The sequence below is a fragment of the Faecalibacterium sp. i25-0019-C1 genome (genome assembly GCF_042854225.1).
Classification (GTDB): domain Bacteria; phylum Bacillota; class Clostridia; order Oscillospirales; family Ruminococcaceae; genus Faecalibacterium; species Faecalibacterium taiwanense.
This window is the reverse complement of sequence record NZ_AP031428.1, coordinates 1,722,602-1,738,543: the sequence shown is the minus strand read 5'-3', so window position 1 is coordinate 1,738,543 and position 15,942 is coordinate 1,722,602. Positions and strand designations below refer to the sequence as shown.

The window sequence follows — 15,942 nt, the reverse complement described above, 5'->3', positions numbered from 1 at the left end:
ATCACTCACCCTCCTTTTCGGTATTCAGAGATTTGAGGTCCAGCTCCTTCTGGCTCAGCTGGCTGCGGGCGATCTCCTGATACTCCGGGCAGGAAGCCATCAGCTGGGCATGGGTGCCCTTGCCCACCAGGCGGCCTTCGTCCAGCACCAGGATCTGGTTTGCGTGCAGCACAGTGGAGATGCGCTGTGCCACAATGATAACGGTAGCGTTATCGGTCTGGGCTTTCAGTGCACGGCGCAGGGCAACATCGGTCTTAAAGTCGAGGGCAGAAAAGCTGTCGTCGAACAGATAAATTTTGGGGTCCTTGGCAATGGCGCGTGCAATGGAAAGGCGCTGCTTCTGGCCGCCGGACACATTGGAGCCGCCCTGTGCAATGGGGCTTTGGTAGCCCTGCGGTTTTGCGTCGATGAACTCGGTGGCCTGCGCAATGGCAGCGGCCTTTTTCACATCGGCATCGGTGATGTGCTCCCCGCCGAACTTCAGGTTCGAGTCGATGGTGCCGCTGAACAGCACGCCCTTCTGGGGTACATAGCCCAGCAGGTCGTGCAGCTGTGCCTGCGGCATATTGCGCACATCGATGCCGTCCACGGTCACGCTGCCGCCGGTGACATCATAAAAGCGGGGGATGAGGTTGAGCAGGGTGGATTTGCCGCAGCCGGTAGAGCCGATGATGGCGGTGGTCTCGCCGGGCTTTGCGGTAAAGCTGATGTGCTCCAGCGCATCGCTGTCCGCACCCGGGAAGCGGAAGCTCACATCGTGGAACTCTACCTCACCCTGCCAGTTTTCGTGCTCCTGCGCGGGCTTTGCAGCAGCTTCGTCCGGGTCGTTGATGGTGGCCCTGGTGCGGATCACCTCGTCGATGCGCTCCGCAGCCACACCGGCGCGGGGCAGCATGACGGCCACCATGGCCAGCATCAGGAAGGACATGACGATCTGCATGGTGTAGGTGATGAATGCGATCATCTCGCCCACCTGCATGGTGCCGTTGTCCATGGCCTTGCCGCCGAACCAGACGATCAGCAGGCTGGTGCCGTTCATGATGAGGGTCATAAAGGGCATCATGGCAACCATGGCATGGTTGGTGAACAGCTGGGTGCTCATCAGGTCTTTGTTGGCCTTGTCGAAGCGCTCCTCCTCAAACTTTTCACGGCTGAAGGCACGCACCGGCATGATGCCGGTCAGAATCTCGCGGCTGACGAGGTTCAACCGGTCCACCAGCTTCTGCATGATCTTGAACTTGGGCATGGCCACACTCATCAGGAAGAGGATGAGCAGCAGCAGAACGGCCACATCCAGCACGATGATCCAGGAAAGGCCGGTGCTGCTGTTCAGCACATGCAGCACGCCGCCAATGCCCAGAATGGGCGCATAGGCCACCATGCGCAGCAGCATGACGCAGACGAACTGCACCTGCTGGATGTCGTTGGTGGTGCGGGTGATGAGAGATGCGGTGGAAAAATTCTCGATCTCTGCATTGGAGAACCCGATGACGCTGGCAAAGGTCTCACGGCGCAGGTCGCGGCCAATGGCAGCGGACACACGAGAGGCGAGGAAGCCCACCGCAATGGACACAGCCACCATCAGCAAAGTCAGGCCCAGCATCTGGCCGCCTACGCGGTAAAGGTAGCGCATCTGCACATCGTGGGCAATGCCCTGTGCCTCGTATTCCAGCTGCACCAGCAGCATGGACTGGCTTTTGAGGTTCTCCATCAGGGTATCATCCAGACTGGCAAAAGCACCGGCCAGCTGCTGCTGGACAGCTTCGCGGGTGAAGCCGGGCATCTGGCTCATAGCGGCAAACTGGGCGCATACGGTGTCCAGATCTTCGGCAGTGGGGGTGACGGTCTCGCTATCCGTGGTGGTGCTCTCAGAGGATGCCGCCTGCATGTCAGCAAGGCCGGTCATGCCCATGGTGTCCTGCCCGGCGGGGGCGTTCGCTGCCTGCGCGGCGGCCATATACAGCACGATGTCCGGCGTGGTGACGGCATCCTCCAGCGCGGTGCGCTCGTCATCGGTCAGGTCGGTGCGCAGCTTCAGCACGCCGTCGTCCTGAAGATAATACCCGTAGGCGTTCTGGAGCGCATCGGCGTCCTCTTCGCTCATCAAAAGCGTGAGGGCATCCAGCGTGCTCTGGCGTATCGTTTCCGGCAGGGGGCTTTCAATGCCGCCCTGCTGGATGCCGGTGTCCACGATCCTGCTGGTGTAGTCCGGCAGCGAAAGATCGCAGTACGCCTGCACGAACAGCAGCGAGAACACCACAAGACAGACGGCCCAGTGCCGGGCCAGCTGCTTGAAAATTTTCGTCATAGTTCGGTTCTCCCTTCGTTGTTTTTTGCTTCACGGGAAGCGTTTTCCGCAAGAATGGCATCCATCAGTGCGCCGCGCAAAGTATTCATCTGCTGCACCTGCTCCGGTGTCAGCCGGGCCATCACGCAGGCAAAATAATCGCTGAGGGCATCTTCACACCGGGCACAGGCGGCATAGCCCTCCGGCGTGATGCGCACCAGCGTTTTGCGCCGGTCAGCCGGGTCCGCTTCGCGCAGAACAAGGCCGTCCTGTTCCAGCTGGCGCAGGCTGCGGCTGATGGCCGGCAGCGGCTGGTGTGCCTCCCGGGCAAAATCGGAAACATACACCGCTCCGTTCTGCCCGCGGGTACTGATCGTGTGAGCCAGACCCTCCAGCATGGGAAAGTGGCACTTGGGACAGCCCCGCAGAGCCGCCTTCATGCCGGCCCGAGATGCCTTGCTCAGCCGTCCGAAAAAATGGCACAGGCCGTGAAAGCTCGCGGCGGCTTCGGTCTCGTTCAACATTCTATCCCTCCTCATTGCAAAATGCTTAACAGCTGTTAACTATTAACGCCTGACAATAATATTCCTCCGGCACCCAGAATGCAAGGGCAGTTTAGGATAATTTTAAAAAAGTTCACAAAAAGGGGAGAACGGCAGAAAGCCTGAACCGCCCGGCAGCTGCATAAATAGAATAAGAAACGTTTCTGCGGGAGGGGCGGCGGCAGTGGAACAGAACCTGACAAGAATTTTTACACTTTTTGGCGGCTTGGCACTGTTTTTATACGGCATGGATGCGCTCAGCCACAGTCTGGAAACAGCGGCAGGCAGCCGCCTGAAAAGCCTGCTGGCCGCTGTGACCGGCAGCCCGGTGCGGGGCGTGCTGGCGGGGGCTGCGGTCACGGCGGTACTGCAAAGCAGCTCGGCAGTCACGGTGATGGTGCTGGGCTTTGTAAGTGCGGGTCTGCTGACCCTGCGGCAGGCGGTCCCGGTGATCTTTGGCTGCAACATCGGAACCACCATTACCGCACAGCTGCTGGCCTTCCGGCTGGAAGATGTGCGCGGCCTTGTGCTGCTGGCCGGGCTGCTGCTCTGCTTTGCCTGTGCGGGGCGGAAGGGCCGGGCTATTGGCCGGGCGGTGTTCGCCTTTGGCCTGCTGTTCGAGGGCATTGCCGATATGGGCACTGCTATGGAACCGCTGGCGCAAAGCCCGGTGTTCGTGCACTGGCTGGGTCGGGTGCGGCAGCACCCATGGCTGGGGCTGCTGGCGGGGCTTGGCATGACCCTGACAGTGCAGAGCAGCTCGGCTACCATTGCCCTGCTGCAGAACTTTGCAGCCCGCCCCGGGCTGGACGGCAGCAGTCTGTTGGGTCTTGCGGGTGCGCTGCCGGTGCTGCTGGGCGATAACATCGGCACCACCATCACGGCAGTGCTGGCATCCTTGAGCGCAAACCGGGACGCAAAGCGGGTGGCTGCGGCCCATGCAGTGTTCAATCTGACCGGCGCGGCGGTATTCTGCGCCGGTCTGCCGTTGTATGTGCGGCTGACGGCTGCACTTTCGCCCAAAGGGCCGGAGCTTGCCGTGATCGCCCGGCAGATCGCGAATGCGCACACCTTGTTCAATGTGGTGTGCACGCTGGTGTGGCTGCCGCTGACCCCGCTGATGGTGCGGTTTGTGTGCCGCCTTGTGCCGGACCGGGCAGTGCGGTAAGCTTTTACTGGACAAACATACCAATTGCGCATATACTGAAAGGGTTGAAACCTACCGCGGAACAAAAAGGAAACATTGCTATGCGACAGAAAATCGGAAGAGTGTGTATGCTGCTGGGCGCGCTGCTGATCCTTGCGGCAGCAGCCCTGCTGGCCTATAACAAGTGGGATGCATCCCGTGCAGACAAGGCCTCGCAGGAGGTGCTGGGCGAGCTGGAGCAGACCCTGAACGCTGCCATTGAGGAAAAGGCAAAATCGGATACCGTGGCGCTGCAGCCGGAGCTGGACCCCACGCAGGAAATGACCGTGACCGAACTGAACGGCGGGGATTACATCGGCTATCTGTCCATTCCGTCCATCGGGCTGGAACTGCCGGTGATGAGCCAGTGGAGCTATGCGGGTCTGAAAATCGCACCGGGCCGTTACTCCGGTTCCACCTATGCGGATAACATGGTGGTCTGCGCCCACAACTATGCAAAGCATTTCAGCCCCATCAAGTGGCTGACCGAGGGCGCGCAGGTCTATTTTACGGATATGGACGGTATGCGCTGGACCTACGAGGTCTCCTATGTGGAAAACCTGCAGCCCACGCAAATTGAGGAAATGACCGAAAAGACGGAGGAGTCCGATGAATGGGATCTGACCCTCTTTACCTGCACCACCGGCGGCAGCGCCCGGTGCGCTGTGCGGTGCGTGCGGACGGGCTACCCGGCGCTCACAACGGAGACCGCAGAATAAGATGCAAAAAATCCCCTGTGCGCTGGCACAGGGGATTTTTCATATCCGGTATTCAGTGGGCGGTGCCCACCTTCACAGGGGATTACTTGCTCTGAATGTACTCGTCAATGGCCTTTGCAGCAGCCTTGCCTGCGCCCATGGCCTTGATGACGGTGGCTGCGCCGGTCACGGCATCGCCGCCGGCGTACACACCATCGCGGCTGGTCTTGCCGTCGTCGCCGTCGGTAACGATGCAGCCGTGCTTGTTGGTCTCCAGACCCGGGGTGGTGGAGCGGATCAGCGGGTTGGGGCTGGTGCCAAGACTCATAATGACCGTGTCCACATCCAGCTCGAACTCGCTGCCCTTCTTTTCGATGGGGCGGCGGCGGCCGGAAGCATCCGGCTCGCCCAGCTCCATCTCAATGCAGGTGATGGACTTGACAAAGCCCTCGTCGTTGGCGTGGATCTCCACAGGGTTGCACAGGGTCTTGAAGATGATGCCCTCTTCCTCGGCGTGCTCCACCTCTTCCTTACGGGCGGGCAGCTCAGCCATGCCGCGGCGGTAGACGATGTACACGGTCTCGGCACCCAGACGCAGGGCGCTGCGGGCAGCGTCCATAGCCACGTTGCCGCCGCCCACAACGGCGACCTTTTTGCCGGTGCGGATGGGGGTCTTGCTGGTGGGCAGATAAGCCTTCATCAGGTTGGAGCGGGTCAGGAACTCGTTGGCAGAGTAGACGCCCTTCAGGCTCTCGCCGGGGATGCCCATGAAGCGGGGCAGACCGGCACCGGAGCCTACGAACACGGCCTCGTAGCCGTACTCGTCCATCAGCTCGTCGATGGTGAGCACCTTGCCAATGACCATATTGCACTCAAAATCAACGCCCATCTTCTTCAGGCCGTCGATCTCCTGCTGCACGATGGCCTTGGGCAGACGGAACTCAGGGATGCCGTACATCAGCACGCCGCCGGCCACATGCAGGGCCTCGTAAACGGTGACCTTGTAGCCAAGCTTTGCCAGATCGCCTGCGGCGGTCAGGCCGGCAGGGCCTGCGCCGATGATGGCCACCTTGTGGCCGTTCCATTCGGGCACGATGGGGGCGGTGTGCACATTCTCACGGTGCCAGTCGGCAACAAAGCGCTCCAGGCGGCCGATGCCCACCGGCTCGTTCTTGATGCCGCGGGTGCACTTGCCCTCGCACTGACTCTCCTGCGGGCATACACGGCCGCAGACAGCGGGCAGGGAAGAGGAACGGTTAATCACCTGATAAGCGGCTTCAAAGTCGCCCTCGGCCACATGGCCGATGAACTCGGGGATATCGATGCCCACAGGGCAGCCGGTCTGGCAGGGTTTGTTCTTGCAGTGCACGCAGCGCTTTGCTTCGTTCACGGCCATTTCTTCGGTGTAGCCAAGTGCAACTTCCTTAAAGTTCTTGTTGCGCACATTGGGGTCCTGCGTGGGCATGGGGCACTTCTTCGGGTCCATATTGAAAGCCATCTTATTTTACCTCCTGATTGAGCAGATTGCATGCCGCTTCACGGGCGTGTGCCTCAAACGGGCGGTACATGGTGCCGCGGGCCATTGCCTCATCAAAATCCACCAGATCGCCGTCAAAGTCGGGGCCGTCCACGCAGGCGAACTTGGTCTCGCCGCCAACGGTCAGGCGGCAGCCGCCGCACATGCCGGTGCCGTCGATCATGATGGGGTTCATGGAAACGATGCTCTTCAGGCCATGCTTCTGGCAGGTCTTGACCACGAACTTCATCATGATCAGCGGGCCAATGGTGATGACCAGATCGTACTGGTTGCCGGCGGCCACCAGCTCGTCCAGTGCAGCGGTAACAACACCCTTGGTGCCATAGCTGCCATCGTCGGTCATAATGCGCAGCTCGTCGCTGCAGGCTTTGAACTCGTCCTCAAGGATCAGCAGGTCCTTATTGCGGAAGCCCACTACGCTGTGCACCACACAGCCCTGCTCGTGCAGCTCACGGGCAATGGGCAGAGCGATGGCGCAGCCTACGCCGCCGCCCACGACACATACCTTCTTCAGGCCTTCCACCTCGGTGGCGCGGCCCAGCGGGCCTACAAAGTCGTGGACACTCTGGCCCACCTGCAGGCTGTTCAGCTCCATCGTGGTACCGCCCACGATCTGAAAAATGATATCCACAGTGCCCTTTTCGCGGTCGTAACCGGCCACGGTCAGGGGGATGCGCTCGCTGTCCTCAAACGGGCGCACAATGATAAACTGGCCCGGCTTTGCCTTTTTGGCGATCAGCGGGGCTTCAATGACCATCTTCGTCACGGTGGGATTCAGCGCGACTTTTTCAGTGATCTTATACATTGTGTTTGCTCCTTTATGCTGGCTTTTCCTATTTCTGCGCACGAAAACGCGCCTGTATGCCCTCAGCGGCATAACAGACGCAGCTCTTACAGGCGACAAAATGACACTCTCCATTATAATAGTTTACAAAAGGGAAAGCAAATCAATTTTCTTCGTGTATGTCGTGACAAACTTGAATGATGACACAGGTAAAGCCCACAAAAGTGAAGTCTTTTGAATACAAACAGGCGGGTTTCCAACTTTTTTGCAGAAAATGCAAATTTGTGGTTGACAATTTCCGGGCGGTACGGTATAATAATCAGCGTCGCCGGTAAACAGTCCGGCACAAACACATGGAATGTGCGGCCGTAGCTCATCTGGTAGAGCGCCACCTTGCCAAGGTGGAGGTAGCGAGTTCGAGCCTCGTCGGCCGCTCCATTTTGTGGAAGTTTAGCTCAGCTGGGAGAGCATCTGCCTTACAAGCAGAGGGTCAGCGGTTCGAGCCCGTTAACTTCCACCATTTGGCCCGGTAGCTCAGTTGGTTAGAGCACCAGCCTGTCACGCTGGGGGTCGTCGGTTCGAGCCCGATCCGGGTCGCTTCGTCGAAAGTCCTGCAGTTCATCGGGCGGTCTTGCAAGCAAGACTGCCGTGATGAACGCCAGACTTTCTCCTCTTCCCCACAAAACTTTGCTTCGCAAATTTTTGCGGGGGCCCCGCTTGAAATACGAGTGGGAGGGTGCAGGGATAATTGCACCGCTTATGCCTCTGTAGCTCAGTCGGTAGAGCAGGGGACTGAAAATCCCCGTGTCATTGGTTCGATTCCGATCGGAGGCACCAGCTAAGGAAATCCAGCAGGGTTTCCAATATGCGGCCGTAGCTCATCTGGTAGAGCGCCACCTTGCCAAGGTGGAGGTAGCGAGTTCGAGCCTCGTCGGCCGCTCCAATACGAAGCCATCGTTGATGCAGAAATGCAAAAACGATGGCTTTTTTGTTGTTCCCCGTTACGGCTCCTTCCTGTGAAAAAAGAAAAGCCGGAAAATCCGCAGATTTTTCGGCTTTTGCAAATATGAAAATAATGATTCCGCTGATATTGTCGGAGCGCGATCCGTGCGCGGAGACAATTTTAAATCGTTTCTTACAGGATCACATTTTTAATGAGCAGCGAAATGCTGCCGTCGTCGCTGTGCAGAAATTCCACCTCGTTGTCCGAGTTGAGCAGTTCGGTGGGAATCTTCACCTCAATGCCGTTGGCGGTGTGGATGCTGCGGCTCTCCATGCGGCGGATGCGCGCAGGGGTCACGGTCACGGGCTGCTCAGGCGCTTCCAGCACATCACTCTTTTCCACATAATCATCAAAGGGCACGGCGGCAAGGGGATATTCCTCTTCCAACTGCTGACGCACCTGCTGGATGGATACCTGATTGTCGTTGTCTGCGGCCTGATTGGCGATCAGCATCGCGACCTGAGCCTCTACGTGGGGCTGATCTGCGTAGTTTTCCTGCACGGCTTGCACGGCGGCTTCCTGAATGGCCTGCAGTTTTTTCTTTTCCGGCTGGGCGGTGGTGTACTGGAACACTACCGTGGAAAGGTAAAAATCCTTGTGGCCGTCGATGTCGAACTTTTTTTCCAGCAGCTTCATGGAGTAGTCGGTCAGATTGACAAGGGCACCTTCCTCCACCTTGCCGCTCTGGCTGGGCAGGCAGGCCCGCTGCTGGATGATGGAGTTCACCGGGGCACCCTCCACATTCTCGGTGTAGTGGGTGTAGCCGTTTTTGTAGTTCAGCTTCAGGATGCCCAGCCACGGCTCGCCATCGCGGGTAAAATCCACCACGGCAAGGTCTGCCCCCGGAATGGTGGTGTGCGCGTGCATGTAGTCGAACAGAACGCCTGCGATGCGGCAGGAGAGGTCCACAAAATCGTGGTTGTGCTCCAGCTCGTTTTTAAAGGCGGAATCCGGCAGCGGGCGGCACTGGCGGATATCGTCGCTGGCAAGCAGCTTTTCGATGTGGTACTGGAAATAGGCGGTCTTTTCGGCGGTCATTTCCATGCCGCTGCCGCTGAGTACAGGCGCATCCATGGTGGTGTCCAGCACGTGCAGAATGGCCTGATGAATGATGATCTCCATGGGAGTTACCTCGTTTTTATAAGAATCTCTTTGGCATACAGTATAGCACAGCCCGGCCCAAAAGGCGAGAGCACATCTTGTAAACCGCCTGCAGGAATGCTACAATAAGGGCAGAAAACCACGCAGGAAAGGGGGAAAAAAAACATGGAATTCCGTGATAAGCCAATGGAAAACCTCATCCGCCTTCAGGAAAAGGACATCTGCAAAAATGCCCGCGTGCTGCTGCTGGACGGTGAGAGTATCGTGGGCGCCTACAAGACGGTGCGCGATCAGGTGATCTTTACCACCCACCGCATCATCATGGTGGATATGCAGGGCGTTACCGGAACCCGGCAGCAGATCTTTGTGCTGCCGTACCGCAAGGTGCTGCACTTCGGGATCCAGACGGCAGGCTTTGGCGACCCGATGCAGGCATCGCAGCTGACCGTCTGCTTTGCGGACGCACACGAGGCAAAGTTCGGCTTTATCGGCCAGCAGGAACTGTTTGCGGTCGCCAACGCCATCAGCCGGTGCATCCTGTAAATAACTCCTTTAAAACAGCAGGCTCCCCGCCCGAGACCGGACAGGGAGCCTTTTGCTGTATATAAAATAGGAGAATGACAGAATTAGCAGCGGCTTGTTTTGCGCACCAGCTGTTCGTGCATGAATACCATGAGCACCAGCAGTGCCAGCAGGTAAAAAGGGAACAGTGCCGGAGTGATGTTGTTTGCCAGCAGGCCGAACAGCGGCGGCATGGCCAGATTGCCCAAATAGGCGCTTGCCATCTGGATGCCGATGACCGCCTGCGATCTGTCCGCGCCGAAGTGTTCCGGCGTGGAGTGGATGATACTGGGATAGATGGGCGCACAGCCCAGCCCCACCAGAACAAGACCGCTCAGGGCAAGGATCTGCGGCCCGGGCAGCAGCAGAGCCAGCACCCCTGCGGCCAGAATGCACTGACCCATGCGGATCATCTGCGTATCGTTGAATTTCAGGGTCAAAAAGCCGCAGGCGGCGCGCCCGGCAGTGATGCCGATGTAGAACAGGCTGGCAAAGCTGGCGGCAGTGCCGGCGGCAACGCCTTTCGTCAGTGTGAGGTAGCTGCTGGCCCATAGACCGGCCGTGGTCTCCAATGCACAGTAGCAGAAGAAGCACAGCATCACCTCTCTGGCACCCGGCAGACGGAATACCTGTCCAAGGCTCAACGCCTGCGTCGAAGCAGTTTCGGTGTCGGTGCCTGCAGTACGGCTCTGCCATAGCGGCAAACTGAAAAAGAGCACTGCGCTCAGCAGGATCTGGAACAGGGCAATGTACCGGTAGCCGGATGTCCACGGCCCGCCGCCTGCCAGCACCCGGCCCATGACCATGGGGCTGATCATGGTGCCGATGCCCCACATGCAGTGCAGCCAGCTCATGTGGCGGCTTTTATAATGTAAGGCAACATAGTTGTTCAGGGCCGCGTCCACGCTGCCTGCACCCAGCCCATAGGGCACGGCCCACAGGCACAGCATCCAGAACTGTGTGGAGACCGAAAAGCCGAACAGCGCGGCAGCTGTCATGGCCACACTGAGGGCGGTCACTTTTCCGGTGCCCAGCGCACGGGTGAGCCGGTCGCTGTTCAGGCTGGAAACAATGGTGCCAAAGGAGATGATCATGGAGATCAGCCCCGCATAGGACACCGGCACACCGAGCGCCGGATACATGGAGGGCCACGCCGACCCCAGCAGGGAATCCGGCAGGCCCAGACTGATGAACGAGATGTAAATGATCGGAAGCAGAAGCTGTACCATAAATCTTGAGTTCCTCCGGGAAGCGTGTTATACTTGCAATGCATCTTGTACTTTGCTGATGTAATAATATCACACATCGGAGCGGAATATTAGGATAAAAACGCCCGATTGATACAACAAAACCGGCGCGGATGCGGATGTGCACCTTGACGGAAAGGAGATGGCTGATCGTGGCATTTCAGACCAGCTGTGCAGCAGCGGGCGGGCTCAACTGCCTGCCGGATGTTGTGGCGGATGACGAGGGCAGGGAACTGGTGCAGCACGGCAGCGCACTGTTTCCTATTGCCTGCTATGAAGAGGACCTCAAAAGCTACTCGGTAGCATGGCATTGGCATGAAGAGTTTGAATACATCCTTGCCGTAAAAGGCCCGCTGGCGGTGGACGTGAGCAAAGCCCGGCTGGTTTTGCAGACTGGGCAGGGCGTGTTTGTCAATTCCGGAGTGTTCCATGCGGTGGAGCAGGCTGAGACCGGGGATGCCCTGCTGCATTCCGGGGTATTCCATCCGCGCCTGATCGGCGGTATGGATACCATCTTTTGGCAAAAGCTCGTACACCCGCTGCTTCAGCCGGGAGCACCGGCGTTCTTTCTGCTGGACGAGGCAGACGACGGGCAGAAGGCCGTGCTCTGCCATTTGCGGGAAGTCTGGGACGCAGTGGCCCAAGAGGTCTTTGACTATGAGAATCAGGCGCGGTACCATCTTTCGGCGGCGGTGCATCTGCTGGGAATGCAGTGCGAGGGTGGAAAAACAAAGGTCTCTCAGCAGGAGCAGATCGCGGCCCAGCGCATGAAACAGATGCTGCGTTTTGTGGAAGAGCATTATGCTGAGGAACTGAACGTGGAGCGCATTTCCGACTGCGTGGCCCTGAGTGAGAGCGCCTGCCTGCGCAGCTTCCGGCAGCTGCTGGGGATCACACCCATCCAGTATGTCAAGCAGTACCGCATTGAAAAGGCCGCCGAGCTGCTGCTTTCCACCAGCATGAAGATCGGCGAGATCGGTGCCGACTGCGGCTTTTCGGATACCAGCTACTTTACAAAGACCTTCCGGGAGATCAAGCACTGCACGCCCAGAGAGTACCGTCAGAAGTTTGCAGGAAGAGAGCAGTCTCTTTCAAGGCGGGACGGCGGCAGAGCCAGTGCACCGGCTGAAACAGCGTTATAAAAAGGAGAATCGGAAACAATGCAGCGTAGTTTGACCAAAGGCCCCATCACCGGCAGCATTTTGCTGTTTGCTCTGCCGCTGATGCTGGCCTATCTGCTTTCGGCCACGCCGCTGGGCGTTATTGGCATCTGGCTCAGCGTGCCCATCGGCTGGGCGCTGGCAGATGCCATTGGCATTGGATACTATTTAAAAAAGAAGCAGTGACGGCAGGGGGGAGAGAAGATGGTCGACCATATCAGGATCCGCGGCGCGCGGGTGCACAACCTGAAAAACGTGAATGTGGATGTGCCGCTGGGCAAAATCGTGGGTGTGGCGGGTGTGTCCGGTTCGGGCAAGTCCAGCCTTGCGCTGGGCGTGCTTTACGCCGAAGGCTCCCGCCGGTATCTGGACGCACTTTCCACCTATACGCGCCGCCGCATGACGCAGGCGGCAAAGGCATCGGTGGACGAAGTGCTGTATGTTCCGGCTGCACTGGCACTGCATCAGCGGCCCGCTGTGCCGGGCATCCGCAGCACCTTTGGTACCGGCACGGAACTGCTGAACAGTCTGCGCCTGATGTTCTCCCGTCTTTCCAGCTATCCCTGCCCGCAGTGCGGCCACTGGCTGGAACCCAGCCTTGCCGTGGCGGCAGAAAAGCCGCTGCTCTGCCCGCAGTGCGGTGCCAGCGTGCGCGCGCTTTCCGCTGAAGAATTTGCCTTCAACAGTCAGGGTGCCTGCCGCACCTGCAGCGGTACCGGCATGGTGATGACCGTGGACGAGAGCACCCTTGTGCCGGACGATTCTCTTACGATCGACGAAGGTGCCGTGGCCCCGTGGAAGAGCCTGATGTGGTCGCTGATGGTGGATATCTGCCGGGAGATGGGCGTGCGCACCGATGTGCCCTTCCGCGACCTGACCGACCGGGAAAAGGATATCGTTTTCCATGGCCCGGCGGAGAAAAAGCACATTTTTTATCATAACAAAAATTCCAATCAGGCCGGGGAGCTGGATTTTACCTATTTCAATGCCACCTATACCGTGGAGAACGCCCTCTCCAAGGTCAAGGATGAAAAGGGCATGAAGCGGGTGGAAAAGTTCCTGCGGCAAGGCATCTGCCCGGACTGCGGCGGCACCCGGTTGTGTAATGCGGCTCGTACCCCAAAGCTGCGGGGCATCACGCTGGACAAGGCTTGTCAGATGACTCTTGTGCAGCTTACCGATTGGGTGGCGGGTGTGCCGGACGGTCTGCCGGAAGAGATGCGGCCCATGGCCCGCAATATCTGCGAATCCTTCCAGACGGCAGCGGCACGGCTGCTTTCACTGGGCCTTGGCTACCTGACGCTGGACCGCTCCGCTTCCACTCTTTCCACCGGTGAGCGCCAGCGGATGCAGCTGGCCCGTGCGGTGCGCAACCGTACCACCGGTGTGCTCTATGTGCTGGACGAGCCGTCCATCGGCCTGCATCCTTCTAACATTGAAGGCCTGACCGATGTGATGCACGACCTTGTGGCCGACGGCAACTCGGTGGTGCTGGTGGATCACGATACCCAAATTTTAAAGGAAGCTGACTGGCTGATCGAGATGGGGCCGGAAGCCGGTGCAAAGGGTGGACATGTGATCGCGCAGGGCAGCATTCCGAAAATTGAACAGAACGCGGCTTCTCAGATCGGCCCGTTTCTTGCAGGCAGGGCGGGGGTGAACGCCCGGCCTCATGTGCCGGAAAATGAACTGTTTGCACAGGGCCGCATCCATCTGGCAACCTCGGCCATCCATACTGTGAAGCCGCTGGAACTGGAACTGCCTAAGGGGCGGCTGACCGTGGTTACGGGTGTGTCCGGCAGCGGCAAGACCACCCTGATTTTGGAAAGCCTGGTCCCGGCCTTGCAGGCAAAGGTGAACGGCACAGCCCTGCCAGCGCATGTGAAAAGCGTGGAGGCCGAGGAAATCGCGCAGGTGAAGCTGATCGATGCAACGCCCATCGGCATCAATGTGCGCTCCACCGTGGCCACCTATGCCAATGTGCACGATGAGCTGCGCAAGCTGTTTGCCAAAACGCAGGATGCCAAAGACCACGGCTATAAGGCGGGCGATTTCTCCTACAACACCGGTAAGCTGCGGTGCCCCACCTGTGACGGCACCGGCGTCATCAGTTTGGATGTGCAGTTTTTGCCGGATGTAGAAGTGCCCTGCCCGGACTGCGGCGGTTCGCGTTACAGTCGGGAAGCGGCGGCAGTGAAGCTGCCCACGGCGAACGGCGAACCAGCCTCCATGGCCGACCTGATGGACATGGATGTGTCCACTGCATTGGAAGCCTGTGCGGACTGCAAGCTTGTGCGCCAGCGCCTGCAGGTACTGAAAGAATTGGGCCTTGGCTACCTGACCCTTGGCGAGGAGACACCCAGCCTTTCCGGCGGCGAAGCCCAGCGGCTGAAGCTTGCCAGCGAGATGGGCAAGGGGCAGGCAGACAGTGTGTTCGTGTTCGATGAACCCACCATCGGCCTGCATCCGCTGGATGTACAGACCCTGCTGGGCGTGTTCCAGAAGCTGATCGGGAACGGTGCCACCGTGGTGGTCATTGAGCATGATCTGGATGTGATCCGCAATGCGGATTACCTTGTGGATATGGGGCCGGGCGGCGGCGATGCCGGCGGACGCATCGTGGCGGCAGGTACGCCGGAACAGGTAAGACAGAACCCGGAGAGCATCACCGGGCGGTATATCTGATAGAAAAAGCAACGCCCGCCGGGGAGACCCGGCGGGCGTTCTCTGTACGGCGATAAAACTTACCGCTTGATATCGTAGTTCATGTTCATCAGGTTGCGGATAGTGCTCACATCATCGGTGATGTTGGCATCGCCGTGGATGGTGTGCTTGATGGCACTGCTTGCCACCGCAAAGTTGATCATATCCATGGCTCTGTAGTTGTGCAGCATGGCGTAGATCAGGCCGCTGGCAAAGGCATCGCCGCCGCCCACGCGGTCAAGGATATTAAAGGTGAACAGCTTGCTCTCGAAGGTGTGGCCGTCGTACCACATGAAGGCCTTCAGGCTGTTCTCGCTGCCGCTGTGCGCATAACGCACATGGCGGGCAATGCACTTGAGGTTGGGATACCGCTCGATGAAGTGCTGGAAAATCTCGTCCTGCTGCTCATAGCTGGGCTGCAGAGGAACGCCGTCCTTCCAGTCGCCCTTGGAGTGGTCGCTCTCATCCTTCCACAGGTGGTACGGCTCAATGCCAAGCAGCACATCCACATAGGGCAGGCACTCGGTGCAGAAATCGCGGGCTTCTTCCCAGCTCCACAGGGTGGAGCGGAAATTGCCGTCGAAGCTGACGGTCAGGCCCTTGTTTTTGGCGACCTTGAGCATATCCAGAATGAGGGTGCGGCAGTTGGGTGCCAGTGCCGGGGTGATGCCGCTCAGGTGCAGCCAGTCGTAGCCGTCCAGCAAAGCATCCAGATCCACCTGCGAGAAATCGTACTCGGTAATGGCACTGTGCTTGCGGTCATAGATGACCTTGGACGGGCGGATGCCGTAGCCGGTCTCCAGATAATAAGTACCCAGACGGTTGGAAGGAGTCTCGTTCGGCTCGGTCAGGATCATAGGGGTGCAGTGCACGTCGTTGGAACGCAGCCAGCGCACGGCGCTCTTGCCCAGACTGTTGTTGGGCACCACGCTGAAGAAGGTGCTGTCAACACCAAGGTTCGCCAGTGCCAGTGCAATGTTGGCCTCGCTGCCGCCGTAGCTGGCCTCAAAGCCGGATGCCATACGGATCTTCTCGTAGTTCGGCGGGGTCAGGCGCAGCATGATCTCGCCGCAGGTGATGAATTTCTGGCCGGTGGTATCGTTGCCAAGGATCGGGTTGAAATGTTCCATAAC

General features: G+C 58.9%; 13 protein-coding genes and 5 tRNA genes. 11 read left to right on the top strand and 7 right to left on the bottom strand.

Annotation, left to right across the window (positions count from 1 at the left end; translation table 11 throughout):
- Position 1: 1 nt before the first annotated feature.
- Positions 2-2,308, bottom strand: coding sequence for an ABC transporter ATP-binding protein (locus tag ACGHUK_RS08545; RefSeq protein ID WP_390574030.1), 2,307 nt, complete (start codon positions 2,306-2,308; stop codon positions 2-4).
- Entirely contained in the window at positions 2,305-2,811 is a 507-nt protein-coding gene (locus ACGHUK_RS08540; protein WP_242702969.1) for a MarR family winged helix-turn-helix transcriptional regulator, read from the bottom strand. Before ACGHUK_RS08540 ends, ACGHUK_RS08545 begins: the two co-directional genes overlap by 4 nt.
- Positions 2,812-3,013: 202 nt before the next feature.
- Between ACGHUK_RS08540 and ACGHUK_RS08535 the strand changes: the two genes are divergently transcribed.
- Both ACGHUK_RS08535 and ACGHUK_RS08530 read left to right on the top strand, forming a co-directional pair.
- Positions 3,014-3,997 (top strand): Na/Pi cotransporter family protein, encoded by a 984-nt coding sequence (locus ACGHUK_RS08535; RefSeq protein WP_390574028.1) that lies wholly within the window; start codon positions 3,014-3,016, stop codon positions 3,995-3,997.
- Positions 3,998-4,077: 80 nt separating this feature from the next.
- A complete protein-coding gene (locus ACGHUK_RS08530) occupies positions 4,078-4,734 on the top strand; it encodes a sortase (RefSeq protein ID WP_390574027.1) in 657 nt (218 codons plus the stop codon).
- An 82-nt stretch (positions 4,735-4,816) separates the two neighbouring features.
- Here the strand turns inward: ACGHUK_RS08530 and gltA are convergent, their stop codons facing one another.
- Both gltA and ACGHUK_RS08520 read right to left on the bottom strand, forming a co-directional pair.
- Positions 4,817-6,211, bottom strand: coding sequence for an NADPH-dependent glutamate synthase (gene gltA, locus ACGHUK_RS08525; RefSeq protein ID WP_005945766.1), 1,395 nt, complete (start codon positions 6,209-6,211; stop codon positions 4,817-4,819).
- Between the two features lies 1 nt (position 6,212).
- Positions 6,213-7,055: a sulfide/dihydroorotate dehydrogenase-like FAD/NAD-binding protein gene (locus tag ACGHUK_RS08520; protein WP_044954207.1), complete on the bottom strand. Its 843-nt coding sequence runs from the start codon at positions 7,053-7,055 to the stop codon at positions 6,213-6,215.
- A 341-nt stretch (positions 7,056-7,396) separates the two neighbouring features.
- Between ACGHUK_RS08520 and ACGHUK_RS08515 the strand changes: the two genes are divergently transcribed.
- The 5 genes from ACGHUK_RS08515 (at position 7,397) to ACGHUK_RS08495 (ending at position 7,977) form a co-directional block, all read left to right on the top strand.
- A tRNA-Gly gene (locus ACGHUK_RS08515) sits at positions 7,397-7,472 on the top strand.
- Between the two features lie 6 nt (positions 7,473-7,478).
- Positions 7,479-7,554, top strand: a tRNA-Val gene (locus tag ACGHUK_RS08510).
- Between the two features lie 3 nt (positions 7,555-7,557).
- Positions 7,558-7,631: transfer RNA gene (locus tag ACGHUK_RS08505), tRNA-Asp, on the top strand.
- Positions 7,632-7,795: 164 nt separating this feature from the next.
- Positions 7,796-7,871 (top strand) — tRNA-Phe (locus ACGHUK_RS08500).
- A gap of 30 nt (positions 7,872-7,901) precedes the next feature.
- Positions 7,902-7,977: transfer RNA gene (locus tag ACGHUK_RS08495), tRNA-Gly, on the top strand.
- 192 nt (positions 7,978-8,169) lie between these two features.
- Here the strand turns inward: ACGHUK_RS08495 and ACGHUK_RS08490 are convergent.
- Positions 8,170-9,159, bottom strand: coding sequence for a nucleoid-associated protein (locus ACGHUK_RS08490; RefSeq protein WP_005945773.1), 990 nt, complete (start codon positions 9,157-9,159; stop codon positions 8,170-8,172).
- A 144-nt stretch (positions 9,160-9,303) separates the two neighbouring features.
- Between ACGHUK_RS08490 and ACGHUK_RS08485 the strand changes: the two genes are divergently transcribed.
- Positions 9,304-9,681 carry a PH domain-containing protein gene (locus ACGHUK_RS08485; RefSeq protein WP_390574025.1) on the top strand — a complete coding sequence of 126 codons (378 nt, stop codon included), beginning with the start codon at positions 9,304-9,306 and terminating at the stop codon, positions 9,679-9,681.
- Positions 9,682-9,764: 83 nt separating this feature from the next.
- On the opposite strand, the gene ACGHUK_RS08480 is transcribed toward ACGHUK_RS08485, so the two are convergent.
- Positions 9,765-10,928: an MFS transporter gene (locus ACGHUK_RS08480; RefSeq protein WP_337679817.1), complete on the bottom strand. Its 1,164-nt coding sequence runs from the start codon at positions 10,926-10,928 to the stop codon at positions 9,765-9,767.
- A gap of 170 nt (positions 10,929-11,098) precedes the next feature.
- On the opposite strand from ACGHUK_RS08480, the gene ACGHUK_RS08475 reads away from it, so the two are divergent.
- The 3 genes from ACGHUK_RS08475 to ACGHUK_RS08465 are packed head-to-tail and all read left to right on the top strand — an operon-like array spanning position 11,099 to position 14,791.
- Positions 11,099-12,088: an AraC family transcriptional regulator gene (locus tag ACGHUK_RS08475; protein WP_242961888.1), complete on the top strand. Its 990-nt coding sequence runs from the start codon at positions 11,099-11,101 to the stop codon at positions 12,086-12,088.
- Between the two features lie 18 nt (positions 12,089-12,106).
- Complete coding sequence (locus tag ACGHUK_RS08470; RefSeq protein ID WP_243139048.1) at positions 12,107-12,292, top strand: hypothetical protein; 186 nt, start codon at positions 12,107-12,109, stop codon at positions 12,290-12,292.
- An 18-nt stretch (positions 12,293-12,310) separates the two neighbouring features.
- Positions 12,311-14,791: an excinuclease ABC subunit UvrA gene (locus tag ACGHUK_RS08465; protein ID WP_390574023.1), complete on the top strand. Its 2,481-nt coding sequence runs from the start codon at positions 12,311-12,313 to the stop codon at positions 14,789-14,791.
- Positions 14,792-14,850: 59 nt separating this feature from the next.
- Here the strand turns inward: ACGHUK_RS08465 and ACGHUK_RS08460 are convergent, their stop codons facing one another.
- The gene (locus tag ACGHUK_RS08460; protein ID WP_005945787.1) at positions 14,851-15,939 is read right to left on the bottom strand and encodes a sugar kinase; all 1,089 of its coding nucleotides are present in this window, start codon (positions 15,937-15,939) and stop codon (positions 14,851-14,853) included.
- Positions 15,940-15,942: the final 3 nt, after the last annotated feature.